At 62.6% G+C, this 25,378-nt stretch carries 27 protein-coding genes; 11 read left to right on the forward strand and 16 right to left on the reverse strand.

Annotation, left to right across the window (positions count from 1 at the left end; translation table 11 throughout):
• Positions 1-9 precede the first annotated feature (9 nt).
• Together corA and ACUN9V_RS05535 are read left to right on the forward strand one after the other, a co-directional pair.
• A complete protein-coding gene (gene corA, locus ACUN9V_RS05530; RefSeq protein ID WP_110691838.1) occupies positions 10-957 on the forward strand; it encodes a magnesium/cobalt transporter CorA in 948 nt (315 codons plus the stop codon).
• Positions 958-987: 30 nt separating this feature from the next.
• Positions 988-1,689: a pseudouridine synthase gene (locus ACUN9V_RS05535; RefSeq protein WP_110691837.1), complete on the forward strand. Its 702-nt coding sequence runs from the start codon at positions 988-990 to the stop codon at positions 1,687-1,689.
• A 127-nt stretch (positions 1,690-1,816) separates the two neighbouring features.
• Here ACUN9V_RS05535 and ACUN9V_RS05540 read toward each other — a convergent pair whose 3' ends face one another.
• The 6 genes from ACUN9V_RS05540 to gloB form a co-directional block, all read right to left on the reverse strand.
• A complete protein-coding gene (locus ACUN9V_RS05540) occupies positions 1,817-3,400 on the reverse strand; it encodes an ABC transporter ATP-binding protein (RefSeq protein ID WP_445510650.1) in 1,584 nt (527 codons plus the stop codon).
• A complete protein-coding gene (locus ACUN9V_RS05545) occupies positions 3,397-4,512 on the reverse strand; it encodes an ABC transporter permease (protein ID WP_445510651.1) in 1,116 nt (371 codons plus the stop codon). Before ACUN9V_RS05545 ends, ACUN9V_RS05540 begins: the two co-directional genes overlap by 4 nt.
• Positions 4,512-5,600 (reverse strand): microcin C ABC transporter permease YejB, encoded by a 1,089-nt coding sequence (locus ACUN9V_RS05550; RefSeq protein WP_445510652.1) that lies wholly within the window; start codon positions 5,598-5,600, stop codon positions 4,512-4,514. The genes ACUN9V_RS05545 and ACUN9V_RS05550 overlap by 1 nt, the downstream gene beginning before the upstream one ends.
• A gap of 9 nt (positions 5,601-5,609) precedes the next feature.
• Positions 5,610-7,529, reverse strand: a complete 1,920-nt coding sequence (locus ACUN9V_RS05555) for an ABC transporter substrate-binding protein (RefSeq protein ID WP_445510653.1) — start codon at positions 7,527-7,529, stop codon at positions 5,610-5,612.
• A gap of 179 nt (positions 7,530-7,708) precedes the next feature.
• Positions 7,709-8,875 (reverse strand): transglycosylase SLT domain-containing protein, encoded by a 1,167-nt coding sequence (locus ACUN9V_RS05560; RefSeq protein WP_445510654.1) that lies wholly within the window; start codon positions 8,873-8,875, stop codon positions 7,709-7,711.
• Positions 8,876-8,953: 78 nt separating this feature from the next.
• Positions 8,954-9,721, reverse strand: coding sequence for a hydroxyacylglutathione hydrolase (gloB, locus tag ACUN9V_RS05565; RefSeq protein WP_445510655.1), 768 nt, complete (start codon positions 9,719-9,721; stop codon positions 8,954-8,956).
• A gap of 233 nt (positions 9,722-9,954) precedes the next feature.
• On the opposite strand from gloB, the gene ACUN9V_RS05570 reads away from it, so the two are divergent.
• The 4 genes from ACUN9V_RS05570 (at position 9,955) to nudC (ending at position 13,088) form a co-directional block, all read left to right on the forward strand.
• Positions 9,955-10,893 carry a methyltransferase domain-containing protein gene (locus ACUN9V_RS05570; RefSeq protein ID WP_445510656.1) on the forward strand — a complete coding sequence of 313 codons (939 nt, stop codon included), beginning with the start codon at positions 9,955-9,957 and terminating at the stop codon, positions 10,891-10,893.
• A gap of 60 nt (positions 10,894-10,953) precedes the next feature.
• Positions 10,954-11,412: a ribonuclease HI gene (gene rnhA / locus ACUN9V_RS05575; protein WP_075562338.1), complete on the forward strand. Its 459-nt coding sequence runs from the start codon at positions 10,954-10,956 to the stop codon at positions 11,410-11,412.
• Positions 11,413-11,571: 159 nt separating this feature from the next.
• Positions 11,572-12,321, forward strand: a complete 750-nt coding sequence (gene dnaQ, locus ACUN9V_RS05580; RefSeq protein WP_445510657.1) for a DNA polymerase III subunit epsilon — start codon at positions 11,572-11,574, stop codon at positions 12,319-12,321.
• A complete protein-coding gene (gene nudC, locus ACUN9V_RS05585) occupies positions 12,321-13,088 on the forward strand; it encodes an NAD(+) diphosphatase (RefSeq protein WP_445510658.1) in 768 nt (255 codons plus the stop codon). The genes dnaQ and nudC overlap by 1 nt, the downstream gene beginning before the upstream one ends.
• A 10-nt stretch (positions 13,089-13,098) precedes the next feature.
• Here nudC and ACUN9V_RS05590 read toward each other — a convergent pair whose 3' ends face one another.
• Positions 13,099-13,419, reverse strand: a complete 321-nt coding sequence (locus ACUN9V_RS05590; protein WP_075562335.1) for an SCP2 sterol-binding domain-containing protein — start codon at positions 13,417-13,419, stop codon at positions 13,099-13,101.
• Between the two features lie 186 nt (positions 13,420-13,605).
• On the opposite strand from ACUN9V_RS05590, the gene sohB reads away from it, so the two are divergent.
• Entirely contained in the window at positions 13,606-14,658 is a 1,053-nt protein-coding gene (gene sohB, locus ACUN9V_RS05595; protein ID WP_445510659.1) for a protease SohB, read from the forward strand.
• Positions 14,659-14,677: 19 nt separating this feature from the next.
• On the opposite strand, the gene ACUN9V_RS05600 is transcribed toward sohB, so the two are convergent.
• Positions 14,678-14,980: an ArsR/SmtB family transcription factor gene (locus ACUN9V_RS05600; RefSeq protein WP_075562333.1), complete on the reverse strand. Its 303-nt coding sequence runs from the start codon at positions 14,978-14,980 to the stop codon at positions 14,678-14,680.
• A 292-nt stretch (positions 14,981-15,272) separates the two neighbouring features.
• Between ACUN9V_RS05600 and ACUN9V_RS05605 the strand changes: the two genes are divergently transcribed.
• Complete coding sequence (locus ACUN9V_RS05605) at positions 15,273-15,953, forward strand: 7-cyano-7-deazaguanine/7-aminomethyl-7-deazaguanine transporter (protein WP_075562332.1); 681 nt, start codon at positions 15,273-15,275, stop codon at positions 15,951-15,953.
• A gap of 89 nt (positions 15,954-16,042) precedes the next feature.
• Entirely contained in the window at positions 16,043-16,828 is a 786-nt protein-coding gene (locus ACUN9V_RS05610; protein ID WP_445510660.1) for an alpha/beta fold hydrolase, read from the forward strand.
• Positions 16,829-16,857: 29 nt separating this feature from the next.
• On the opposite strand, the gene ACUN9V_RS05615 is transcribed toward ACUN9V_RS05610, so the two are convergent.
• The 4 genes from ACUN9V_RS05615 to ACUN9V_RS05630 all read right to left on the reverse strand — a co-directional run bounded on the left by ACUN9V_RS05615 (position 16,858) and on the right by ACUN9V_RS05630 (position 20,473).
• Complete coding sequence (locus tag ACUN9V_RS05615) at positions 16,858-17,781, reverse strand: hypothetical protein (protein WP_445510661.1); 924 nt, start codon at positions 17,779-17,781, stop codon at positions 16,858-16,860.
• A gap of 20 nt (positions 17,782-17,801) precedes the next feature.
• Positions 17,802-18,845, reverse strand: a complete 1,044-nt coding sequence (locus tag ACUN9V_RS05620) for an ABC transporter substrate-binding protein (RefSeq protein ID WP_445510662.1) — start codon at positions 18,843-18,845, stop codon at positions 17,802-17,804.
• A gap of 115 nt (positions 18,846-18,960) precedes the next feature.
• Positions 18,961-19,737, reverse strand: a complete 777-nt coding sequence (locus ACUN9V_RS05625; protein ID WP_445510663.1) for an ABC transporter permease — start codon at positions 19,735-19,737, stop codon at positions 18,961-18,963.
• Positions 19,730-20,473, reverse strand: coding sequence for an ABC transporter ATP-binding protein (locus tag ACUN9V_RS05630; RefSeq protein ID WP_445510664.1), 744 nt, complete (start codon positions 20,471-20,473; stop codon positions 19,730-19,732). Before ACUN9V_RS05630 ends, ACUN9V_RS05625 begins: the two co-directional genes overlap by 8 nt.
• 255 nt (positions 20,474-20,728) lie before the next feature.
• Between ACUN9V_RS05630 and ACUN9V_RS05635 the strand changes: the two genes are divergently transcribed.
• Complete coding sequence (locus ACUN9V_RS05635; RefSeq protein WP_445510665.1) at positions 20,729-21,595, forward strand: hypothetical protein; 867 nt, start codon at positions 20,729-20,731, stop codon at positions 21,593-21,595.
• Positions 21,596-21,687: 92 nt separating this feature from the next.
• Positions 21,688-23,397 carry a potassium/proton antiporter gene (locus ACUN9V_RS05640; protein ID WP_439283090.1) on the forward strand — a complete coding sequence of 570 codons (1,710 nt, stop codon included), beginning with the start codon at positions 21,688-21,690 and terminating at the stop codon, positions 23,395-23,397.
• 71 nt (positions 23,398-23,468) lie between these two features.
• On the opposite strand, the gene ACUN9V_RS05645 is transcribed toward ACUN9V_RS05640, so the two are convergent.
• The 4 genes from ACUN9V_RS05645 to ACUN9V_RS05660 all read right to left on the reverse strand — a co-directional run bounded on the left by ACUN9V_RS05645 (position 23,469) and on the right by ACUN9V_RS05660 (position 24,951).
• The gene (locus tag ACUN9V_RS05645) at positions 23,469-23,684 is read right to left on the reverse strand and encodes a hypothetical protein (protein ID WP_075562325.1); all 216 of its coding nucleotides are present in this window, start codon (positions 23,682-23,684) and stop codon (positions 23,469-23,471) included.
• Positions 23,685-23,838: 154 nt separating this feature from the next.
• The gene (locus ACUN9V_RS05650) at positions 23,839-24,141 is read right to left on the reverse strand and encodes a hypothetical protein (RefSeq protein ID WP_445510666.1); all 303 of its coding nucleotides are present in this window, start codon (positions 24,139-24,141) and stop codon (positions 23,839-23,841) included.
• Positions 24,142-24,310: 169 nt separating this feature from the next.
• Complete coding sequence (locus ACUN9V_RS05655; RefSeq protein WP_439303461.1) at positions 24,311-24,553, reverse strand: DUF1654 domain-containing protein; 243 nt, start codon at positions 24,551-24,553, stop codon at positions 24,311-24,313.
• 146 nt (positions 24,554-24,699) lie between these two features.
• Complete coding sequence (locus ACUN9V_RS05660) at positions 24,700-24,951, reverse strand: hypothetical protein (RefSeq protein ID WP_445510667.1); 252 nt, start codon at positions 24,949-24,951, stop codon at positions 24,700-24,702.
• Positions 24,952-25,378: the final 427 nt, after the last annotated feature.

Genomic DNA, 25,378 nt, shown 5'->3' on the forward strand with positions numbered 1-25,378 from the left:
GGATGGGCCATGATCCGAACCTTTCGCCTCGATCAGAACGATTTCAGAGAGCTCAGTGAAGGCCCCATCGACGCACGTTTGTGGGAAGCCAACTGGATCGATGCCTATGATCTCGACGACGAAGACCGCGCGGCACTGAAACCCTTTCTCGCGGACGAGTTGCCCGCCAATACCGATATCGAGGAGATCGAATCCTCGGCGCGCTTCTTTACCGATACCGATGGGCTGCACGTTCACTCACTGTTTCTGGCACGCAACGAAGGCAAGCATCAGACCAATACGGTGGTTTTCATCCTGCAACCCCAGCGCCTGCTGTCGCTGCGCGAGGACGATCTCGCCGATTTTCGACTGTTCCGGCTGAGAGCGCGGCGCGGTCAGGTCAAAGCGGCCTCGCCGCAATCGCTGATCGTCACGCTGTTCGAACAGAAGGTAGAAAACCTGGCCGACGGCATCGAGGACATGCACCGCGACCTCGAACAGGTCAGCCACATGGTACTGGAGATCGAGGATGCCGATCTGGAGGAGGCGATCGACCAGTTGGCCAAGGTCGAGGATATCGTCGGCAAGATACGCCTGTGTCTGATGGACACGCAGCGCTCGCTCTATTTCCTCATCCGGCATCTGCGTTATTATGGCGAGCTGCAGGAGCAGGCCAAGGAGGCGCTGCAGGACGTCGAGGTGCTGATGTCCCACAGCACCTTCCTGTCCGACAAGGTCAACTTCCTGATGGATACCACCCAGGGTTTCATCAACATCGAGCAGAACCAGATCATCAAGAGCTTCTCCATCGCCTCGGTCGTGTTCCTGCCGCCGACGATGATCGCCAGTATCTACGGGATGAACTTCGACGTGATGCCGGAACTTACCTGGAGCTTCGGCTATCCGATGGCGATCGGCTTGATGGCGTTGTCGGGCATTTCACCTTATCTCTATTTCAAATACCGCGGATGGCTGTGAGCCTGCCGCGAGCCAGGGGTTTTCAAATTCATGCGGTTGGATCGATTTCTTAGCGAAGCCACGGAGCTCACGCGCAGCCAGGCCAAGCGTGCGCTGCGTCAGTTCGAAGTCAGCGTCGACGGCGAAGTCACGCGAGATGCCTCATATCAGGTATCCGACGATCAGGTGGTGCGATGGCAGGGCGACACCCTGGAGCGGGTCGGTTGGCGCTATCTGATGTTGCACAAGCCGGTCGGCGTCGAGTGTTCGTTGCGACCGACGCATCATCCTTCCGTGCTGAGTCTGATCGATATCCCGCAGATCGAGCGGGTGCATCCGGTGGGGCGGCTGGATCTCGACACCTCGGGCCTGCTGCTGATCAGCGACGATGGCAAGTGGACGCACCGCGTGACGTCGCCGAACCGCGCCTGCGTGAAGCGCTATCGGGCGACGTTGGGTGAACCGCTGGCAGCGGGCGAGGCAGAGCGTATTGCGGAGCGGTTTGCCGAGGGCGTCGAGTTGAACGGTGACGACCGGCCGACCCGACCGGCAACCTTCGAGGCCGTCAGCGACACCGAAGTGCTGATCGGTGTCACCGAGGGGCGTTACCACCTGGTCCGGCGCATGCTGACCGCGGTGGGGCATACGGTCGAGGCACTGCATCGCGAAGCGATCGGCCCGCTGGAGCTCGATCCCGATCTCGAGCCGGGGGAGTGCCGGTATCTGCGGCCGGAGGAAATTGCCGCGTTCTAGGGACGATTGCCGGACTTCGGGCCAACGATGTTGCCGTTGGTCACTTCTCCATCTGTTACAAGGTCAAAGTTTATACCGTTATCTTTTTTCAAAACTTAACGATAACGCAACTTCTTAAAAGCAGTCATCAGGCCAGTGACGAAGCGTCGATCAACGCTCGGGTATAAGCCGAGCGGGGCGCTTCGAGCAGTGTTTCGCACTGGCCCTGTTCGACGACCTTGCCCTCTTTCAGTACCAGTATCCGATGGGCCATCGCGCGTACCACAGCGAGATCGTGGCTGATGAATAGGTAGCTGAGGCCATGCCTGGCCTGGACGCTGCGTAGCAGTTCGATCAGCTGCTTCTGTACCGTGCGATCCAGCGCCGATGTCGGTTCATCGAGTACCAGTAGCCGGGGTTTGAGAATCAAGGCGCGAGCGATGGCGATACGCTGGCGCTGGCCGCCCGAAAACTCGTGCGGGTAGCGGTGGCCGCAATCCGGCGGCAAGTCGACTTCCCGTAGCGCTTCGGCGATCCGTTCGGTCACGATCGACGCGTCGAGTTCGGGGTGATGAAAGCGCAGCCCTTCGCTGATGATATCGGCGACCGGCATGCGCGGGGACAGCGAGCCGTAGGGGTCCTGAAATACGATCTGGAAGCCGCGTCGCTGGCGCCGGAGCGCGTTACCGCTCAATGAATCCAGGCGCAGGCCGTCAAAATGGATCTCGCCGCTGGCCGGCAGCAGGCGAATCAGGGCAGCCGCCAGGGTGCTCTTGCCGGAACCGGATTCACCCACCACGCCGAGTGTTTCTCCCTCACGCAGTTGAAGCGACAGCGGCTCGACCGCGACGAAAGCGGGCGGCCCGGGGCGCAGAAACGGCTTGGGCCGGGCAAAGGTGACGCCCACATCGTTGGCGCTCAGCAGCGTCGCGGCATTCTCTGGCACGGGCAGCGGCCGGCCGGCGGGTATCGCGTCGATCAGCTGACGCGTGTAGGCGTTCTGCGGTGTGTCGAAAACATCGGTTGTCGGCCCGGCTTCAACGCATTCACCGTGGCGCATGACCACCACGCGACCGGCATGACGCCGCACCAGGTTGAGATCGTGGCTGATCAACAGTAGACCCATACCGTAACGATCACGCAGATCGTCCAGAAGCGCCAGAATCTCCTGCTGAACCGTCACGTCCAGCGCGGTGGTGGGTTCATCGGCGATCAGTAGCTGCGGATCGTTGGCGATCGCCATGGCGATCATCACCCTCTGGCGCTGCCCGCCGGAAAGCTGGTGGGGCCATGCCGCCATCAGCTCATCGACCCGGGGCAGCTTGACCTGCGTCAGCAGTTCGCGGATGCGGCCCTTGGCGGCCTGACCTCGCAGCCCCTGGTGCAGTCGCAGGGTTTCTCCCAACTGCTTGCCAACGCTGTGCAGCGGATTCAACGACGTCATCGGTTCCTGAAAGACGAAGCCGATCCGGCCGCCGCGTAGCGCGTTCCACTGGCGCGGCGAGAATTCGCCGAGATCGCGGCCGTCGAAACGCCGTTCGCCCTCGATATCGGCCCCTGCGGGCAGCAATCCCAACGCCCCCAGCGCGCTGACCGACTTGCCCGAGCCGGATTCGCCGACCACGGCCACCGTCTCGCCGCGATCGACGTGAAGATCCAGCGAGTCGACCGCGACGTGGCTTCCGAAGCGGACGGTGAGACGACGAAGTTCGAAGAGTCGGTGGTCGCTCATGGCAGACTTTCCTGACGCGGTCGGTTTGCCGGGGCTTGGGGCCCGGCGGCAGGGGGATTCGGAATCCGGGTCGCTGTGAGGATATGGCGCGGATCGAAAGCGTCGCGAAGCCCTTCGCCGATGAACACCAGCAGCGATAGCATCAGGCTCAAGGTGATGAAGGCGGTAACGCCGAGCCACGGCGCTTGAAGATTGTTCTTGCCCTGGGCGACCAATTCACCCAGAGAGGGCGAGCCCGGCGGCAGCCCGAACCCCAGAAAGTCCAGCGCCGTCAGGGTGGTGATGGCGCCGGTGAAGAGAAACGGAATGAACGTTAGCGTGGCGACCATGGCGTTGGGCAGCACGTGACGACGCATGATCAACCGCGAAGGCAAGCCCATGGCGCGAGCGGCTCTGACGTACTCCAGATTGCGGGCACGCAAAAATTCCGCGCGCACGATATCCACCAGACCCAGCCACGAAAACAGCAGCATGATGCCCAGCAGCCACCAGATGTTGGGCTCGACCAGGCTGGCGAGAATGATCAGCAGGAATAGCACCGGCAACCCGGACCAGATCTCGATCACGCGTTGGCCGATCAGGTCGACCTTGCCGCCGAAATAACCCTGAACGCCGCCGATCACGACACCCAGAAAAATCGAGCCGATGGTGAGCGCCAGAGCGAAGGCCACCGACAGTCGAAAGCCGTAGAGGACGCGGGCAAACACGTCACGGCCTTGGTCATCGGTCCCCAGCCAGTGGCGGCTGCCGGGCGGCGAGGGCACCGGCCCGCGCACGTCGCGATCGAGGGTCTGATACGAAAATGGCACCGGTGGCCACAGCATCCAGCCGTTGCTGGCGATCTGCTCGAAAACCACGGGATCGCGATAGTCCGCCGTCGTTGGCAGGAAGCCGTCGAACTCGGTTTCCGGATAATCCACCAACAGCGGCACGTACCAGTGGCCGTCGTACTGCATCACGATCGGTTTGTCGTTGGCGATGAGCTCGGCGCCCAGGCTGACGATGAACAGCACCCCGAAAATCCACAGCGACCAGACCGCGCGGCGGTTGCCACGGAAGACCTGCAGGCGTCTCTGGGTGATCGGCGACAGATGCCGGCGGCTCGATGTCATTAGGACTCCCGGGTGCCGAAATCGATGCGAGGGTCGACCCAGACGTAGGTCAGATCCGAGACCAGCTTGAGCACCAGCCCGATCAACGTGTAGAGATAGAGCGTGCCGAAGATCAGCGGATAGTCGCGCTGCATGACCGCCTCGAATCCGAGCAGGCCCAGGCCGTTGAGGGAGAAGATCACCTCGATCAGCAGCGAGCCGGTGAACAGGATGCCGATCAGCGCCGCCGGCATTCCGGCGATGATGATCAGCATGGCATTACGGAAGACGTGGCCGTACAGTACGCGGCGCTCCGAGGCGCCCTTGGCTCTTGCCGTCAGCACGTACTGCTTGTGGATTTCGTCGAGGAAACTGTTCTTGGTGAGCATGGTCAACGTGGCGAAACTACCGATGGCCGAGGCGAGGACCGGCAGCGTGATATGCCAGAAATAGTCCTGGATCTTGCCGAGCAGCGACAGCTCGCTGAAGTTGGACGACGTCAGCCCGCGCAGCGGGAACCAGTTCCAGTAGCTGCCGCCGGCGAACACCACGATCAGCAGGATGGCGAACAGGAACCCGGGAATCGCGTAGCCGACCACCACCGCGCCCGACGACCAGACGTCGAAAGCGCTGCCGTGGCGCAGCGCCTTGCGAATGCCCAGCGGAATCGAAATGAGATAGACCAGCAGCGTGGTCCAAAGCCCCAGCGAGATCGACACCGGCAGTCGATCCAATATCAGATCGATCACCGGCTGGCCGCGAAACAGACTGTCGCCGAGATCGAACGTCGCGTAGTCCTTGAGCATCAGCCCGAAGCGTTCCCAGGCCGGCTTGTCGAAGCCGTATTCCTGGGTCAACTGCTGTCGCAGCTGTTCGTCGACGCCATGGAGTCGCTGCGCGCTGCCGCTGCTGTTGCCACCACCATTGCTACCGTCACCGCCGCCGCTTTCGAGACCGGTGCTGGCGTTGCTGTTCAACCCTTCGAAACGCGCCATCATCTGATCGATGGGCCCGCCCGGGGCGGCCTGGACGATGATGAAGTTGAGCAGCAGAATTCCCAGCAGAGTCGGGATCATCAGCAGCAGGCGGCGAACGATATAGCTGGCCATGATCGACAATCACTCCTGGCCGCGCTGACGCGCGGTGACGGCTCGAGCGCGGTCGGGGTCGACCCACCACACCGTGAAATCGGGAGTGTAGCGCGGGAAAGGCTTGGGGTAGTCGAACTTGTCCCAGACCGCGACGCGAGTGCCGTCGAAGTTCCACTGCGGGACCACGTAGAAACCCCATCGAAGAACGCGATCGAGCGCCCGCGAGGCGATGTCCAGTTCGTCGCGGCTGTCGGCCTGAATCAACCGATCGACCAGCGCGTCCACCACCGGGTCATGCACGCCCGCCAGGTTGCGGCTCTGTGGCACATCGGCATAGTCGCTGGTCCAGAAGTCCCGCTGCTCGTTGCCAGGGTTGGCCGACTGCGGGAAGCTGCCGACGATCATGTCGAACTGGAATCCGCGCAGGCGATCGAGATACTGGTTGACGTCGACCACGCGAATCTTGCTCTGGATGCCGAGCCGTTCGAGATTGCGCACGAACGGCTGGGTAATCCGCTCCCACTGACTGTCGTAGAGCAGAAATTCCAGCGTGAACGGCTGGCCGGTGGCGAGGTTGACGAGTTTGCCGTCGCGCACGTCGTAACCGGCTTCGCGGAGCAGATCGAGCGCCTCGCGCAGCCGTGGCCGCAGTGCCTCCGGCTGGGGGACCGGAAGCGGCTGGTCGAATACCGCGTCGGGCAGTTGGTCTCGATAGGGCGCGAGCAGTTTCAGCTCGGCATCGTCCGGCAAGGCCTTGGCGGCCATCTCCGAGTTCTGGAAGTAGCTATTAGTACGTTGATAGGCGCCGTAGAAGAGGTGCTGGTTGATCCAGTCGAAGTCGAACACCAGGCCGAGCGCGCGGCGAACCTTGGGATCCGAAAGCTTGTCGCGTCGCGTGTTGAAGACGTAGCCCTGCATTCCCGCCGGCTGGCCATCTGGAACGATGACTCGCTGGATCGCTCCGTCCTCGACAGCCGGGGTATCGTAGGCGGTCGCCCAGTTCTTGGCGCTGCTCTCGATGCGCATGTCCAGTGCGCCGGCAAGAAAGGCCTCGAGCGCCACGGACTGATCGCGGAAGTAGTCGTAGATCAGCCGATCAATATTGTAACGCCCGCGATTGAGCGGCAGGTCGCGGCCCCAGTAGTCGTCGACCCGACGATAGACGATGCGCCGACCAGGATCGATTTCAGCGATCTCGTAGGGGCCGGATCCCATCAGCTTGCCGAGCGTCGGTTTGGTGAAGTCCCGGTCCTGCCAGTAGTGCTCGGGTAATACCGGAAGCTGACCCAGGATCAGCGGCAGCTCCCGCGACTGATTGTTCGAGAACTCGAAGCGCACAGTGCGCTCGCCAAGCGCCGAGGCCGATTCGACGCTGGCGTAGTAGGCCCGATAGAACGGCGAACCCTTGTCGCGCAGCAGTCGAAAACTGAACACGACGTCCTCGGCGGTTACCGGCTTCCCGTCGTGAAAGCGCGCTTCGGGCCGGATATCGATTTCCATCCAGTGGCGGTCGGGATCGAGACGAATACCGCCGGCCAGCAATCCGTACATGGTGAACGGCTCGTCGGCGCTGGATTCCATCAGCGTGTCGTAGATCTGGTTGAGGCCGTCGGCTGGCGTGCCCTGGATGATGAACGGGTTGGTGGAGTCGAAACTGCCGTTGGCGGCCCGGCGCAGCGTGCCGCCCTTGGGCGCGGCGGGGTTGGCGTAGGGCAGATGGTCGAAGTCCGCGGGCAAGCCCGGGTCGTCGTAGAGGGCGATGGCGTGAACGGTCGGCACGTCGCCGGTTTTTTCCACGGCGCTTTGTTCGGCGGTGGTTTTTTCCTCGGCGCTTTTTCCTTCAGCGCTCTTTACTTCAGAGTCATGCTGCTGGGCGAGCGCGGCTGCTGGCAACACGATGGCCAGCGCCAGCGCGACCGTCGCCAGTAACCCTCGGAATCCAGCCATCGTCGACATCCTTTTCTCACGTGTCGCAGATCTTGTACGGGTGCCAGCAAGGGCATCAGGCGCTATGGCACCGGGCATGCCGACATCCAGGCGCGGCGACGCTTCGACACGTTGTACCGGCAACGGCCGTGATTTCAAAGCGCTATTTCCCGACGCCGTCGGCGCTTGACCTCCAAGCGCTATCGACGAGCATTGCTGTTTTGCGCCATTGCCGTGGCCGGAACCGTCAGGGTCTGTCCGACACGGATGGTGCTGCCCTCGAGGCCGTTTTCACGACGGATTTCGGCAACGCTGGCACCGAAGCGCGCGGCAATGGCGGAGAGGGTGTCGCCGCGTCTGACGAGGTAGCGGTCGAGTACCGTTCGTTCGGCGGCGGGTAGCGTTGCCAGGTTGGCGAGAAACCGCTGCTTGACCCCGACGGGCACGAGGATCGTGGCATCGTCGCGAGGGCGCGTGGATGCCCGCTTGAATCCCGGGTTGAGCTGGCGAAGCGTCTGGGGATCGACCCCGGCGAGATCGGCCGCCATCGACAGTGTCAGCGGGCCGTCGGTGGGGACCTGGGCAAACTGGACGCTATCGGGTATTTCCGGTAACACCACACCGTACTGTTCCGGCTCCGCGATCACTTCGGACAGCGCCAGCAGGCGCGGAATGTAAGCCATGGTTTCGGCGGGCAGGCGCAGGTGCCAGTAATCGATCGGGTCGCCGCGATTGGCGGCGGCCTCTCTGGCCGCATTCACCGTGCCGGCGCCAGCGTTGTAAGCCGCCAGTGCCAGCAACAGGTCGCCATCGTACCAGCGGTCGGCCTGCTGCCGGATATAGCTCATCGCGGCGCCAGTGGCGGCCACGACATCGTGTCGACCGTCGTACCAGGCGGTGCGCGATAGGCCCATGGCGTCGCCGGTGGCGGGCATGAATTGCCAGAGACCGGCGGCACCGCCGGGGTTGGTGGCGGTAGGGTCGTAGCCGCTCTCGATGAACGGCAGCAGGGCGATCTCGCCGGGCAGATCACGCGACCGCAGTTGCAGGGTAACCCAGCGCAGCCAGGGGCGGGCCTGGGCCGCCACGCGCTCGACGTGCTGTGGGTGTTCCCGATACCACTCCAGCCACTCGGCGACTCGGGGGTTGGCCGTCTCGTGAGATAGACGAAACGCCTCGCGCAGGCGAAGCCAGGCGTCCGGCAAACGATGCTTCTGCAGTTTCAGCGATGACCAGAAGGTGCGCTGGGGCGCACTGGCCTGGGCATCGGCGCCGCTGCCCGCGATGGCAGTCACGGGCAGCGCGGAGAGTAGCAGGCTGCCTGCCAGGCCAACGAAAACCTGGCAGCGCCTCGATCGGGAAATCATGTGTTCGACAATCCTTGATGACGCTGTCGCAAAACCGGATAAGGCGAACAGCGAGTAACCTCGTCTTTCATCGCAATGCTAAAAATGATCTTTCCACGCCCGCAGGGTGGCAAAAGCCTCCATACCGTTATCGGCAGCACCGCGCTGACGTAAAGTCTCGAGCAGCCCAGGCTCGTCGATGCGCAGGAACGGGTTGATCTGTCGCTCACGGACCAGCGTGGTCGGTAACGTCGGGCGGTCCAGCTCACGGGCTGTGCGACACTCGTCCCGGTAGGCATCACGGGCCGCATTGTCGGGTTCGGCCGCTGCAGCGAAGGCGAGGTTGGCAAGCGTGTATTCATGGGCGGCAAACACCAGCGTGTCTTCCGGCAGGGTCTGGATCTTGGCCAGTGATTCGTACATCTGCTCGGGCGAGCCCTCGAACAGGCGCCCGCAGCCACCGGAGAACAGCGTATCGCCGGCGAACAGCAGACCCGGTGTCCCGGGAGCGTAGAAGGCGATATGATCCAGCGTGTGGCCGGGTACGGCAAACACCTCGAAGCGTCGCCCGAGGACGCGGCATTCGTCGCCTTCGCCGACGCGATGGTCGATACCGGCAATGGCGTCGTTGGCGGGACCGTAGACCTTGGGAGAGTAACGCTCGATCAGCTCGGCAAGCCCGGCGGTGTGATCCTGGTGATGGTGAGTGATCAGGATGGTGTCCAGGGCCAGGTTTTCCTGCTCGAGCCAGGCGATAACCGGAGCGGCGTCGCCGGGATCGACGACGATGACGCTATCCTGGTTGTCCTGGCGCAGTACCCAGATATAGTTGTCCTGCAACGCGGGAATCGGTTTCACGGTCAACATATGGCATCCTTCTGCGGCGGCTTCGTCCAGGGAGTTCCACGTTCGGGTTTCGGCGTCGACGGCGAATATCGCTCGATCCGCGCGACCCATCGCTCAGATCCAGGCATTGCCCGGAGGTTCCCCAGGCCGTCTGGAAAAGACCTTACTAAAATGACCTTTTTAGTACAGGAACCGTCGTCGAACCCGACGAGCCACCGTTTAAAAAGCGATAACCTTGGGGAGTAAAGTCGGTCGTGTCAATCTCGCCCACCGATCCGGGTTTGCAGGCAATCGTCCGCGAAGGGCGTCGATTCTGGGAATCGGCGCCCGGCCTCTCGCTGTGGCGGGCGGAGCGTGCATGCCTGGGGCCGCACTGCGAGCATCATCGGGGGATCGTCAGCCTGCAACTGGGCATGGCGCCGTTGATGAGCGACATGTGCCCGATCCGCCATGCGCTGGACTGGGCCCCGACGCCCGACCTCGTTCGTGGTGCCAACAGCCTCGTCTGCCTTCCCGATCGTCTTCCGCTCGCCGATGACAGCCTCGATCTGGTGGTGCTGCACCATCTGCTCGAAGCCGTCGAGCATCCGCATCACGTCCTGCAGGAAGCCGCACGCGTTACCCGCGCCGACGGGCGTCTGCTGGTGTTCGGCTGGCACCCGTTCGGTCCCAATGGTCTGCGTCCGCGGCAGCGGCCCGCGCCGTGGCAGCAGCAGTGGCGTACTCCCGGCCGCCTGCGCGACTGGCTGGCGTTTGTCGACTTCGAGATCGAGCGGGTAGACTACTGCGGCTTCCGACTGCCCGGTCGCGCCAGCGGAAGTGAGCGGCTCGAGACGTTGGGCCGGCGCTACAATCTGCCGCTGGCCTCGGCTTACCTGATGGTGGCCCGGCGTCGCAGCATTCCGGTCCAGCCGATCAAGGTGCGGGAGCGAGTGCTCGGTGGCAACAAGTCCGGTGCCTGGCTAGGGCTCGCCAAGGAGACGGCGCACGCCCGCGGTCGGCGTGACGAAGAGTCTCGCCGCGGCGCTGGCCCCGCGCCCTTGCCCAGTCGGGTCGAGCTCGAGGCCGCCGACAGCGATCAGCGAACGGCGACGTCAAGTGACAGCTTCAATGGCGTCGTCGATGCCAATGCTAGTGCTAGTGCTAGTGCCAGTGCTGTGACCCGCACTCGCACCTCCCAGACGACCGCCTGACATCAAAGTCCGACTTCACAGAGAGTTTACGTCTTGCCTGCTCCAAAACCCGATTCGACGATGCCCGCCGTGACGATCTATACCGACGGCGGTTGCCGTGGCAATCCTGGCCCCGGTGGCTGGGGTGCGTTGCTGGTTTCCGGCCACCATGAGAAGCCCTTGAAAGGGGGGGAGGCCGAAACCACCAACAACCGCATGGAGCTGATGGCGGCGATCCAGGCGTTACGGGCGCTGGATCGGTCCTGCCGGGTTGCGCTCTGGACCGACTCCCAGTATGTCCGCAAAGGCATCACGGAGTGGATCCATGGCTGGCAGAAGCGGGGCTGGAAAACCGCGGCCAAGCAGCCGGTGAAAAACGCCGAACTGTGGCGGGAACTGCTCGCCGAGACCCAGCGCCATGCCATCGAGTGGCATTGGGTGAAGGGCCACAGTGGCCATCAGGGCAACGAGGCCGCCGACCGCCTGGTCAACGAGGCGATCGATGAAGTCGTCGCGGCGCGGCGGTCTTCAGTCCGTTGAGCGTGCCTCGACAGAAATTTCTCCCGTACAACGAGTGACGGCGGCCAGGCACTGAGTCTACGGGCACTAGGTTTACAGGCACTGGGTCTACAGGCACTGGGTCTACAGGCACTGAGCCTCCGGACATTCAAGCCTCCGGACACAAGCGAGGATAACGGTATGCGTCAAATCGTCATGGACACGGAAACCACCGGTATCGATCCGCGGGAAGGCCATCGCATCATCGAAATCGGCGGCATCGAGCTGGTCAATCGCCGGTTCACCGGACGGACCTATCACCAGTACGTCAACCCGCAACGGGATATCGAAGCGGAAGCCGTCGAGATTCACGGCATTACCAGCGAAAGGGTCGCCAACGAGCCCGTCTTCGCGCAGATCGCCGACGACCTGTGGGAGTTCATGCGCGGCGCGCAGCTGGTGATCCACAATGCCCCGTTCGACGTCGGCTTCTTCGATCATGAGTTCAAGTTGCTGAACGCGGCCCGCGGGGAGCCGGTGCTGGGGCCGGTGGCCGAGCACTGCAGCATTCTGGACACGTTGAAGATGGCGCGGCAGATGCACCCGGGGCAGCGCAACAGCCTCGACGCGCTGTGCAAGCGCTACGACATCGACAACGGCCAGCGTGTGCTACACGGCGCGCTGCTGGACTCCGAAATCCTGGCCGAAGTCTATCTCGCCATGACCGGGGGCCAGACCGCGCTGTCGCTGGCCGGCAACGACACCAGCGAGAATCGGGAGTCCGGCGGCGCCAGCGGCAGGCGTCAGGTCGAGCGCAACGGCTCGACGCTGGCCGTGGTCCAGCCGAGCGCAGCCGAGTGGGAAGCGCATCAGCAGCGCCTTGAGCAGATTCGCCAGGCAGCGGGTCAGTGCCACTGGGATGCCTTGACTCTGCCGGAGACCCCACGCTGATGTTACAACGCGAGATGCCGCCGGCGGATGCCAAGGGCGGCTGGCTGCTGCGCATGAGCGACAACGGCGTGGCGTCGGATGCCGGCAACATGCTGATTCGCTGCGAACGCTGGCCGGAACGGTCGCTGCCGCTGGGTTACTGGCTGGGTGAGCCCGTGGCCGTGGTGGTCGAGGAGGGGCGCGACGATTGGCCGGCGTTCCGCGATTGGCTTGCGCAGGTGCCGGCCGCGCAGAGCGAGCTGTTGGCAACGGCGCTCCAGGTCACGTGCTGGGAGCGGGATCATCGCTTCTGTGGACGTTGCGGCCATGCCACACGGCGGCTCGTTCACGAGTTCGCGATGCAGTGCGATAATTGCGGTCTACGCGGCTATCCGCGTATCTCGCCATGCATCATCACGCTGGTGACCCACGGCAAGGACATGCTGCTGGCGCGCAGCCCTCGATTCCCGCCCCAGCGCTACTCGACGCTGGCCGGCTTCATCGAGCCGGGCGAGGCGGTGGAGGCTGCGGTCAGGCGAGAAGTGATGGAAGAGGTGGGTGTCGATGTCGGTCGCGTCAGCTTCTTCAAGAGTCAGTCGTGGCCGTTCCCGCACTCGCTGATGATGGGATTCTTCGCCGAAGCCGCCAGTCGGTGCATCCGCATCGACGGGGAAGAGATCGTCGATGCGGCCTGGTTTCGCCCGCAGAAGCTGCCGCAGCTTCCGCCGGTCTACTCGATCTCGCGCCAGTTGATCGACACTCACTGCGAATCGGTGGCGGTGCGCTGATCGGGCCGACTCAGGCCTTGGATTTGCCGAACAGCTTGGGTAGCCGGCTGGCAAGGCCGATGTCGCCCTTGACCTTGACCTTGCCCGTCAGCAACGCCTGCATGGTATTGAGTTCTTTCCTCACCAGCGCCAGCAAGGTCTGCGTGTCGCTGATGATGGTGACGCTAGGGTCCGGATGACGGCCGGGTTGGATATCGAGCACGCCGTGATCGATCGACATGTGGTAGTCGTCGACATCGTCGAGATCGAATTGATAGATGGCCGACACCGACTCGGCAGCCTCGGCGTCGAAGCGCGCGCGAAGCTTGGCAATCAGTTGCTGGTCTTCCATGAGGGTCTCTCCGGTCACAAAACGCTAAGCAAATCATTGCCCATATTTTCATGCAAGTCTCGTGCAAGCGCATGCTGGCCTCAACCAGGCGCCAGACGATCGTCGGGGCGAAAACGAGTTTGGCGTGGACGGCTCGGATAGAACGAAGGCCTGGAAACGGGTATTTCTCAGTGCAAGGAGCGTGAAGTGATCGAATGGCTGGCCGACTATGGCCTTTTTCTGGCGAAGACCGCCACTCTGGTGATCGCCCTCGGGGTGATCCTGACATTGATCGCCCACGGGCGACGAAAAGGGCAGAGCGGCGATGGGGCGACGTTGAAGGTCGTCGAGCTCGATGAGCGCTTTCAGCGTCGGCGCCGACAGCTGCGTCTGGCGGCTGAGCCCAAGGCGAGCCGGCGCCAGCTCGCCAAGCGGCTCAAGAAATCCGGCAAGCAGGCTGACAAGCAGTCCGCCAAGGAACTCGCGGATGCCAATACCGAGCGAGTCTGGGTGCTGGATTTCAATGGTGACCTCAAGGCGTCCGGCACACCCGCGCTGGCCGAGCTGGTATCGCTGCTGCTCGAGGAGATTCGGTCAGGCGACGAGGTCGTGCTGCGGCTGCAGTCGGGCGGCGGGCTGGTCCACAGTTATGGATTGGCGGCGGCCCAGCTCGATCGTCTTCGCGACGCCGGGGCCCGACTGACGGTATGCGTCGACAAGGTCGCGGCCAGCGGCGGCTACATGATGGCATGCTGCGCCAACCAGCTGATCGCGGCGCCCTTTGCCGTGATCGGGTCGATCGGTGTCGTGGCCCAGATACCCAATGTCCATCGTCTGCTCAAGAAGCACGATGTCGACGTGGAACTGCTGACGGCCGGGCGCTACAAGCGCACGCTGACCGTACTGGGCGAAAACAGCGAAGAAGGGCGAGCCAAGTTTCTCGAGGATCTGGCCTCGACTCATGATCTGTTCAAGCATTATGTCGGGGAGCGACGCCCCGGGCTGGATGTCGAGTCCGTCGCGACCGGCGAGATCTGGTATGGCAGCCAGGCGCTGGCCGCCGGCCTGATCGATGCCGTGGGCACCAGCGACGCCTATCTACTGGAGAAGCAGCGCCAGCGAGCTCGGGTATTGAAGGTATCGCTGGAGACCCGCACCGGCCTGATAGGCAGGTTGGGCAAAGGCGTGGACAGCCGTCTGGAAAAAGGCGTCGATGGCGTGCTTCAGCGCGTCGACGATCTGCGCTGGCAGCGCCGCTAGTATCGCTTCGCTATGGATGTCAGCCGATGTCCAGCTCGCCGAGCGTCTGAATCAGGCGCTCGGCAGCATTGCCTTGGAGCGAGTAGTAGATCACCTGCGAGCTGCGACGGGTCGATACCAGACGCTCCTGGCGCAGCACCGCCAGATGTTGTGACAGCGCTGATTGACTCAGCGTCATCTCCTGGTTGATCTGGGTAACCGAACGCTCGCCACGCATCAACAGGCACAAGATGCGCAACCGGCTTTCGTTGGCGATAGCCTTGAGCGTGGCCGTGGCAGGGCCGATCTGGTGATCGCCGAGCGGGGTAACTGTGGTCGTCATAAAAAATTCCGCATTCGCGTTGGCGGGTTGCCAACACTGAACCGGCGGTTCAGTCTCGCGTCATATTAGCTTAATGTAACTTAGTGTTACAATAGTTTTTTAACCCGTGACAATCGGTAGTTTTTCTGGCCGTTGATCTTCCCAATCTCTATAATATGTGCCCGCTATTCGCGGGCGACGCCATCACGGCGTCACAACCACGTCATCCAGAGGGTTCCCTTACCCCTCGGCCACGCTCCGGTAGACACACGCTTCATGGGTCAGAAGCGCCGGCAAACGAAAAAGGTTCTCCATGTTGACACTCGACAGTCGCCAACTCCGGCTCGCCCTGTTCTGGCTGGTCAGTTTTCACGTGCTGGTGATCACCGCCAGTAACTATCTGGTTCAGCTACCCTTTACGCTCTGGGGTTTACATACCACCTGGGGTGCTTTCAGTTTCCCCTTCATCTTTCTGGCGACCGATCTGACGGTCAGGCTATTCGGCAAGTCATCGGCGCGGCGCATCATCGCCAGCGTGATGTTGCCAGCGTTGCTGGTTTCCTATGGCGTATCGGTGCTGTTCCAGCAGGGCCGCTTCCAGGGCTTCGAGGCGTTGGCGCAGTGGAATCTGTTTGTCGGCCGGATTGCGCTGGCCAGTTTCATGGCCTATGTGCTTGGTCAGCTGCTCGACATTCACGTCTTCGATCGGATGCGCCGGCTTCGCGCCTGGTGGGTCGCGCCGACGTTCTCCACCATCCTGGGGAATCTGGCGGATACCTTCGCGTTCTTTGCGATCGCTTTCTGGCAGGGGCCGGACCCCTTCATGCGGCAGCACTGGGTCGAAATCGCCTGGTTCGACTACGCCGTCAAACTAACGATCAGCCTGGTTTTCTTCCTGCCGTTGTATGGCGTGCTGCTGGCCTATCTGGGGCGGCGTCTGCTGACGCAGCGCGACCAGTTGAACCTGCCGGGCATATCGCGCCAGCGAAGTTGAGGGTGTCGTGACGCGACGGATCGGCGTTGCGGCGCAGGCTTTGTTATTCTGCTCCAACGGTATAAGGCAGATTATCAGGAGAGACGACGTTGCAACTTCATTGTATCGATACCGGTGAGCCGGAGAACGCCCGGACCGCGCTTCCGCTAGTCGTGCTGCACGGCCTGTTCGGCAGCGCCGACAACTGGCGTTCCCATATCAAACAGTGGCAGAGCGAGCGTCGCGTGATCGCGGTCGATCTACGCAATCATGGTCGCTCGCCGCATGTCGACGGCATGCGCTATGCGTCGATGGCGGCCGATGTGATCGCGCTGCTGGATACGCTCGAGATCGACAGGATCGACCTGTTGGGCCATTCGATGGGCGGCAAGGTCGCGATGACGCTGGCACGCCTGCATCCGGCGCGGGTGGCTCACCTGGTCGTCGCCGATATCGCCCCGGTGGTCTATGCCCATGGTCACGACGACATTTTCACCGCCATGCGTCGGGTCGAGGCGGCCGAGCCGGCCTCCCGTCGCGATGCCGGCAGGCTGATGGAAGAGGCGATCGACAGCGCGCCCACGCGGCAGTTTCTGGCCACCAATCTGGTGAGCGACGACGACGGCGTGATGCGCTGGCGCGTAGGGCTCGACGAAATCAGTGCCGGCTATGAAGATATCGTCGCCGCCCCCGATGGGGACTCACCCTTCGAAGGGCCGACACTGTTGATCCGTGGTGGCGCGTCACCCTACGTGCGAGACGAGTATCGCGATGCGGTCGAGGCCGTTTTGCCCAACGCGGAGTGGCAGACGCTGGACGGTGCCGGCCACTGGCTGCACGCCGAACAGCCGGAAGCGTTTCGCGAAGCGGTGAATCGCTTCATCGACGCTCCGTAGCTCGTCATATCAGCCGATCTCGCGCCGTATCAGTCGATTTCGCCATCGATGGGGATGGCCTCAATCGTCGGGCTCGGCGCGGCAATGAAGCGATTGAGAATGCGGTAGGTATCGATGTCGAAGCCGCGAGTGTCGGGCAGCACGTCGAGTTCCTCGAGCCGTCCGACACTGCCTTGATAGTGCCAGTGATCGACGATATGTAGCCCGGTCTCGCCATGGCGATTGGTTTCGCGGAAGGCGACCCGGCCGGGCCAGGGCCAGTTTTCGATGCGCAGCCGCTCCATGGCATCGCGCGCTCGCGAGGCGTGGTCGTCAAGAGTCTCTTCACCGCAGCAGGCGCCACGGCAGCGCCCGATCTGATAGCCGAAGCAGCGCCCGCTGCCCGCTTCGAGCCCCAGTATCCGCAGACAGAGCGATTCATCGGTAGCGATGCCGCGTAATGTCATCTGCGCATCGCGACGGTTGCGGAACAGGCCATAGAACTGCGTTCGTGCCGTGACCACCCATTGGCCGTCGGTCAACGTCGGCCGGGCATCGCCCTCGGGCCAGTTCCAGCTCACCATGCGGACGCGCTTGCGCAACTGGCGGTTGTAGAGCGGCACCCAGCGCTTGATCAAATCGGCCTCGAGCAGTTGCGCGCCGAGATCGCCGCTGGTCCGGAGCCAGGCAATGCGCTGGGTCTGGACGATCATCTGGGCGTGCCGACGGCTGGCCGGCTGCTGGACGTGACTGCGGATCCGGCTACGGATATCGACACTCTTGCCGACATAGAGCGGTAGATCGTTGAGGCCGAAGAAGACGTAGACACCCGGCCGGGCGGGAAGCGCGGCCAGGCCATCGAGTGAGACGCTGGGGAGCGTCTCGACCGGGTCCTGCTGCGGGTCGTAGCGCCAGGGTTCGGGGCGCGAGGAATCGGGGCGCGAGGAATCGCCGCCGGTTGAATTCGAACTCATGTCATCCACCGGAATGCGTGTCACTGGGACGCGTTGAGATCCACCGCGAGACGAGAGACCGGACTCTGCGCCTTGATCTGGCCCCGTTCGAGCAGGAAGGCTTCGAAGTCGCGATAGCGCTTGGTATCGAGCGCCGAGGGGCGTAGCGCGAAGCGCGGCAGGGTGGCTTTCCACGCCGCGGCGTTCAGCGGCGTATCCAGCGACGGATCATAGCCGATGAAGCTCTGCCAGGCGTCGTCAGGATGGTTGATGATCCAGGAGGTCGCCTCGCCGATGGCATCCATGAAGCGTCGATCGGCATCGCGATGCTGATCGAGCGTGTCGCGATTGGCGACGAAGATCAGCTCGTCGTAGTCGGGGATCCCCTGCTCCTCGATATAGAACGCCTTGCCTTCGACGCCTTCCTGTTTCATCTGCGCCAGCTCGAAATTGCGGAACGCGCCGGTCACTGCATCCACTTTCTCGCTGATCAGGGCAGGTGTCAGCGAGAAGTTGACGTTGACCATCTCGACATCCTTCAGGCTCAGGCCGTTGTGCTCGAGCATCGCCGCAAGCAGCACTTCCTCGACGCCGCCCACCGAGTAGCCGATCTTCTTGCCCGCAAGCTGGGAGATATCATCGATTCCGCTGTCCGCGCGCACCAGCAGTGCGTTCAACGGCGTCGCGATCAGCGTGCCCACCCGGACGACGGGTAGCCCCTGGTCGACCTGCAGATGCAGCTGAGGTTGATAGCTGACCGCAAGGTCGATACGCCCGGCGGCGACCAGCTTGGGCGGAACGCTGGGGTCGGCGGGAGACTGGATATCGACGTCCAGCCCGCGCTTCTCGAACAGTCCGCGCTGCTTGGCGATGATGATCGGGGCGTGGACCGGATTGACGTACCAATCGAGCATCACGCTCAAGGGGATCATCTGCGGTGGCGCCAGGTCGTCGTCGTTGTCCTGCGCCAGTGCCGGCGAGGCTGATGTCAGACCGAACAATGCCAGGCCGACCAGAGTCAGACCGAACAGTCCCAGGTTCATGGCCAGCCTGCGGTACCACGGCGTCGAGCGTGAAGTCATCATTCCGGATTCCCTCGTTGGGTCGAATGGATGGTCTTAGGTGTTCGTCTCAGGTCATGCGTTCAGCCGATGGCCTGAAGGCAAGGCGCGGTTGTCGGCGCCAGACGTCATATCGGCTTCAGTCATCGGTCGTTATCCGGTCCTGCTGCCACGGCATCGCCAGTCTCAAGGCGGCGTCGACGCCGAAGTAGAGCAGCAAGGCGAACGCGACCAGCACGACCAGGGCGGCAAACATCAGGTCGATCTGCAGCCGGGCATTGGCGTTCAGCATCAGGTAGCCAAGCCCCTGACTCGAGCCCACCCATTCCCCGATCACGGCGCCGATCGGCGCGGCGCTGGCTGCCATGCGCAGTCCGGAGGCGAGCGATGGCAATGCGGCCGGCAGCTGGACCTTCAACAGCCGCTGACGTCTGCTCAACCCGAATGTCCGGGCCAGATCCAGCCACCCCTGGGGCGTCTGGCGCAGGCCATCGTAGCCGGTCGAGGCCACCGGAAAGTAGATGATGACCATGGCCATCAGGATCTTGGGGCCGATGCCATAGCCGAGCCACAGCATCAGAATCGGCGCCAGCGCGAACAGCGGAATGGCCTGACTGATCAGCAGTAATGGCAGCAGCGTTCGGCGTAGCGCCCGGAATCGAGCCAGCGCCAATGCGGTGGCCAGCCCCAGCAGGATGCCGCCGATCAGTCCGGCCACGATCTCGATGGCGGTGATGCCGGCGTGATGGGCCAGCAGTCCGCGCTGCTCGATCAGGGCGCGGCCGACGGCCAGCGGCGAGGGCAGAATATAGCGGGGCACGCCGGTCAGCGTCAGAATGAGCTGCCACACCGCGACGAGGACGACGAGCGCCAGCAGCGGGCGCATCCAGCGACCCCAGCCGAGACGGTCAGTCATGATCGGGCTCCCGCAGCTGGGTTACCATTTCGGCCTGACGACGTTGCAGTTCGCTGTCATCGAGTGGGCGAGGGCGAGAGCCGTCGGGTACTTTAATCGATACCAGCCGAGCCGGCTCTCCCTTGAGGACCAGAATCCGATCGGCCAACCGCAACGCCTCCAGTGGATCGTGAGTGACCATGATCACGGTGCGATTGGCCAGCAGCCGACTGGCGAGTTCGTGGAGTTCCAGCCGCGTGATGGCATCCACGGCGGAGAAGGGCTCGTCCATCAGCACCACGCTCGCGTTCTCGAACAGGGTGCGGGCGAGGGCGACACGTTGACGTTGCCCGCCGGAAAGTTCGTCGGGCCACTGATCGGCCTTGTCGGCAAGACCGACTTGGTCCAGCAACTGCGAGGCGCGCTGGCGATCAGCGGGGGTGGGACGCCCTCGCCAATGGGCGCTGAGCATCACGTTGCCTGCCACGCGCTGCCAGGGCACGAGCAGATCCTGTTGCGCCATCCAGGCCAGCCGACCCGTCAGCGGCGAGCCGTCGCTGGTCTCGAGATCGATATGATGGTTGTCAGGCAGTTTCAGGCTGGCGATCATGCGCAGTAGCGAGCTCTTGCCGCTGCCGCTACGGCCGAGTAGACAGGTCCAGCTGCTTGCCTCAAAACAGGCCTGAAGGTCGTGAAACAGCGGGCGATCACCGAAGGTCAGCGAAGCCTGCCGGACGAGAAGTCCGGGTGGTGGCATGACAACTCCCGTTGAGGGGAACCGGAAGAAGACATGCGAGAACTGCTGGCATTTCCTCCGCCGGTACTAGCCGGTTCAGGTTCCAGGGTTGTGCATGGCTGTTTACAATCGCGTTCTCGATGGCTCGATCGCGCCTGCAGCCAATTTCACTCTCAGCCCGCGTGACGGGCACCCCTATCCAGTGCCCCGAATTGTACGCCGACCAGCGCCGCCTGCCCACCGGCAATGGTGGCGCTCCTGCAAGGATGATGTTCATTGACGGCTTTCGACGACTCGCCCCACGCCTCCCCCGAACTGACGCGACGGGTATCGGTAATGACCGGCAAGTCACTGGCGCCGTTGGCGCTGCGCTGGCCAGACAGCGCCAACTGGCTGTGGCGTAGTGAGGAGCTGTCGCCACAACTGTTCAAGCTGGCGAGAAGGTCGCCGACGACTGACCCGTTCTGGCGAGGTCTTCAGCGGCTGTTCGGGTTTGACCGCTGGCAGTCTGCGGAAGCCTTGACCCAACTACCGGGCATGCTGCCGCCGCGACTCCCGCTGGCTCCGCTGCCGATGACCTATCTGGGGCGATTGCAGGGCGCACCGCTCTGGAGCCTGCCCTGGCGGCGGGCGGAACCGCCGCCAATGGGCGTGGCGCTGGCGCAACATCTCGGCCATCAGCTGGGAATCCTGCATCATGAGGCGCTGCCGGGGTTCGGCCATCCCGCGGGCGACGTGGCGCCGCTGTCGCGTTGGCCGGAACGGGCCCGGCGCTTCCTCGAACATCATCCCCAGCGTGACTGGGTGGGTGGGGCGCCGATCTTTCCGGTGCCCACACGGGCTGTCTGGTCGCTACCCGACCTGCGTAGCGATCAGTTCCTGGCGGGGGCGACGGACTGGCTCTGGAGTGACTGGGAAGCCCTGGTGTGGGCGCCGCTGGAATTCGATCTGTGTCTGCTCGAACTGATTCTCGCCACCACGGGCCAGCGTGACGCTTTCGTCACCGCGTATCGTCGCTATCAGCCCCTGCCCGCGCTCGGCGCGTATCGTGCCGGCATGCGGGTATTGGCGCTGGCGTTATCGCTGCATGGCGAAGACGGAAAAAACTGGGTATACGCACACCCTCACTGGCTAAAAGATTAAATTCACAGCACTTTTCAGCGCCGCAAGCTTTCGCGGACGTGGCATACTGTGGCTTGAATCTTGCCCTTTCAACCTGACCAACGGGCTCAGTCTTGGACTCGATCAATAGCCTTTTCCTCGTCTGCGGGGCACTGATAGCCCTCAGCATCCTGGCCAGTCGCGTCTCGTCGCGAATCGGCGTACCGCTGCTCGTCATCTTTCTGGGTCTCGGCATGCTCGCCGGGGAGGAGGGTGTGCTCGGCCTGCAGTTCGACGATTATTCCCAGGCGTTTCTGATCGGCCATCTCGCGTTGGCGATGATCCTGCTCGATGGCGGCCTTCGCACACGGTTCAGGACGTTTCGCGTGGGCCTCAAGCCCGCGCTCTCGCTGGCGACCATCGGTGTCTTCCTGACCAGCGGCATTGTCGGCCTGCTGGCGATGTGGTTGCTCGATCTAAGTCTGGTCGAGGGTCTTCTGGTGGGCGCGATCGTCGGCTCGACCGATGCCGCGGCGGTGTTCTCGATGCTCAAGGGCCAGGGCGTCAATCTCAACGAGCGGGTAGGGGCGACGCTCGAAATCGAGTCCGGTACCAACGATCCGATGGCGATCTTCCTGACCATCACGCTGGCCGAGCTGTTGACGGGGGCCGTCGGTGGAATCTGGGATACGCTGATGCACTTCATTCTCCAGTTCGGCTTGGGTCTCGCGGTCGGACTGGGTGGAGGTTGGGTGTCGGCCAAACTGCTGCGCTGGCTGGACCTGGCGCCGGGTCTCTATTCTCTGCTGGCCCTGGCCCTGGGATTCTGCATTTTCGGCGCGACCAGTGCCGCCGGTGGCAGCGGATTCCTGGCCATCTACCTCACGGGCCTGATGATCGGCAACCAGCCGGGCCGCCATCTCAACCATATTCTGCCGGTGCATGACGGGCTGGCGTGGCTCAGCCAGATCGGTCTGTTCCTGGTGCTGGGGTTGCTGGTGACGCCGTCCGAGATGATCGACTACGCCATCCCCAGCGCGATTCTGGCAGTGGCGTTGATCGTGCTGGCGCGTCCCGTCGCGGTGATGGTCTCGCTGCTGCCGTTCTTCAATTTTCGTTGGCGCGAACTCTTTTTCATCTCCTGGGTCGGGCTTCGAGGCGCGGTACCCATCGTGCTGGCAATCTTCCCCGTCATCAGCGGTGTCGAAAACGCTTCGCTCTATTTCAACGTGGCGTTCTTCGTCGTGTTGATTTCGCTTCTGCTTCAGGGGTCGACGCTGGCACGCGTCGCGGTCTGGATGCGCGTCGTGCTGCCGGAGAGCACCACGCCGGATCGGCGAGGGCAGTTGGGCGTATTGCCCGAAAACGACTATGAGATGTTCATCTACAAGGTCGAGAACGAATCGCTCGATGACGTGCCGATTCGCCTATTGCGTCTACCGTCAGGCACGTTGATCTCCGCGATTTTCCGCCAGCACGCGATGCTGCACCCCAAGGGGAGTACGCGCCTTCGTCTGCGCGACGTCATCTGTCTGATCGGGCGAACCGGTGATCTGCCTTCGCTCAACCGCCTGTTCAATGGCGAAGCCAAACTCAAGCGGGAGCGTGCTTTCTTTGGCACGTTCACACTGGATGGCGAGGCGCTGATGCAGGAAGTGGCCAATGCCTACGGCTTGACCTTGAGCCCTGGCGAGCAGGAGATGACGCTTGGGGAGTTCGTGGCGCTTCGGGTCGGGGGCCATCCCGTGGTCGGGGATGACGTCGATTGGCACGGATTTCACTGGGTCGTCAACGAAATGGAAGGCAATCGCGTGACCCGGGTCGGCCTGCGTCTCTATCACTGAGCCAACAGTGAAGACAGCGAAGAGGTGCTGGGCTCAATTTAGCGGCAGCCCAAGAAAGAGACCGAGGCGTACTACTCGACTTCAGCCTCGTCGGTGGGATTATCCAGTCGCTTGCCGGTCTCGCGGGATGTCATCCGGTTCATGCTGTCGGCACGTTTCTGAGCCTGGGAGACATCGGCAAAATGGCCGAGGCTGCCACCGGTATCGCCATCATAGACCTCGTAGCAAACCTCGGCCGGATTACCCGGTTTGTGAGTCTTTCTGATCTCGACGAACGGTTCTGACATGATGGAATCCTCCTGAAAAGGGGTCGGCTATCAGGTTAGCCGAGTGGCCCGTGTTGTACAGCGGCGCGGCGGTTGTCGCCAAGGCGATGATTCGCCGACGGTACCGTCACTTTATGTCACTTGATGAACAGCTCCATGAATGACGAATGACCGCTCAATCTGGATCCAGATCCCACTGCAAACCGAATTGAAGGCCGTTGATGGCCTCGTCGATGAGACCGTCGTTGCGGCCGCCATTGCTATCGTCCGCTTGCTCTCTTGCCACCTGCGTCTGAGGATCCGGCCACCCACGCCTGGCCATGCATAGCTGATACTCGGGCTCACCCCCGATCTGGTGGGTCTGGCGCTCACAGGTACTGCTGTCCTGCAGGAAATTCGTGGCCGTCAGCCGCGGCTTAGCCGACACACAGCCTGCCAGAAGAAGGGGAGCGATGAGGAAAATTAACGCGCGGTACATTGGCTACATCACTGAAGACTAGGTTCAGGTTAGCACCGTTCAGGCCTGTATCCGCATCGTCATCCCAAAAAAGCCTAACCCCAGCCGCCATTTACAATGCGTGACGGGAGCCGATGTCGCACATACAGCAGGGTGTGCGCCTGGTCGCGCAGGTAGTCGAACGGATGATTCACGAAGCGAGGCCTGAAGTCGGCGAGCACCAGTTGAGCAGCACGTCATGACGAGTGATGTGAATGACATGAACTCTGTCGTTGTCATCGAACTGCTCGACGAGCCGTTCCCAGACATTCACCGGCTCACCCTTGCCTCGACTGATCGTCACCTGATGGCGGCGATTGGCGTGGGCCACCGAGATAAGCTTTTCCACACGGCGTCTGAGCCTGGCTTCAGGCGTTGGAAAGGAAATGACCATCGAACGCTCCGTGATTACTGTTTATCCATACAGTATCGATCAGGATGGAGACGAAAACAATCGCGACGCCGAAATCAAGTGGCAGGGCGCGGCGATTGGTCCGCCTTGCCGATAATCAGCGCGAGAATGGCGTCGCTCGGGAAAGATTACTGCGGGTGGCTCTCCATATAAGACTGGATCGCGGACATGGTGGTCTGCATATCGTCGCAGAAAGCCTGTGAGGGCTCGAAGTCAGCGCCGCTTGCCAGCTTCTTCATCTCTTCGTCGTGATTGGAAACCTGACCATTCTCCCGCAAGCCTCGCGCCATGCTGGTCAGATCCTGCTGGGTTTGCTGCGGATTATCGCTGCTGGAAATGTAGTCATCGATCTGCTGCGTCTGCTCACTGACATGCTTCATCAAGCTATCCGACGTGCACTCGAAGTCGACCGCGAGCGCCTGAGTCGAGGTGAATACAGCGCCGATAGCGACGGCGAAAGCAATATTTTTTATATAATTCAAAGCGGTAACCATCTTTAAGGCATTGGCTGCCCACTATGACAGCTTTGGCTTCTGCACTCTAGAGGTGGGTTGAAGAGGGTTAGCGAGTCGCCGAGCGGGGATCAGCAGTCTTCCGTGATCGGGAAGAACGCGGCGACTGCCATTGAGGTGTCGGGTTTTCCTTGCAAGGCCAGCTTGCAAGGCGCGAAAGATACTGGCGAATACGCGTGAGTCGAGGGTCGGGAGGAAGAAGAGGGCGGTTTGACAGGCTAAAAAACGACAAAGCCCCGCAGCACATAGGCTTACGAGGCTTTCAGAATGTAGGGTGGCGGAGGGACAGGCCGCC

The organism is Salinicola sp. V024 (assembly GCF_052645315.1).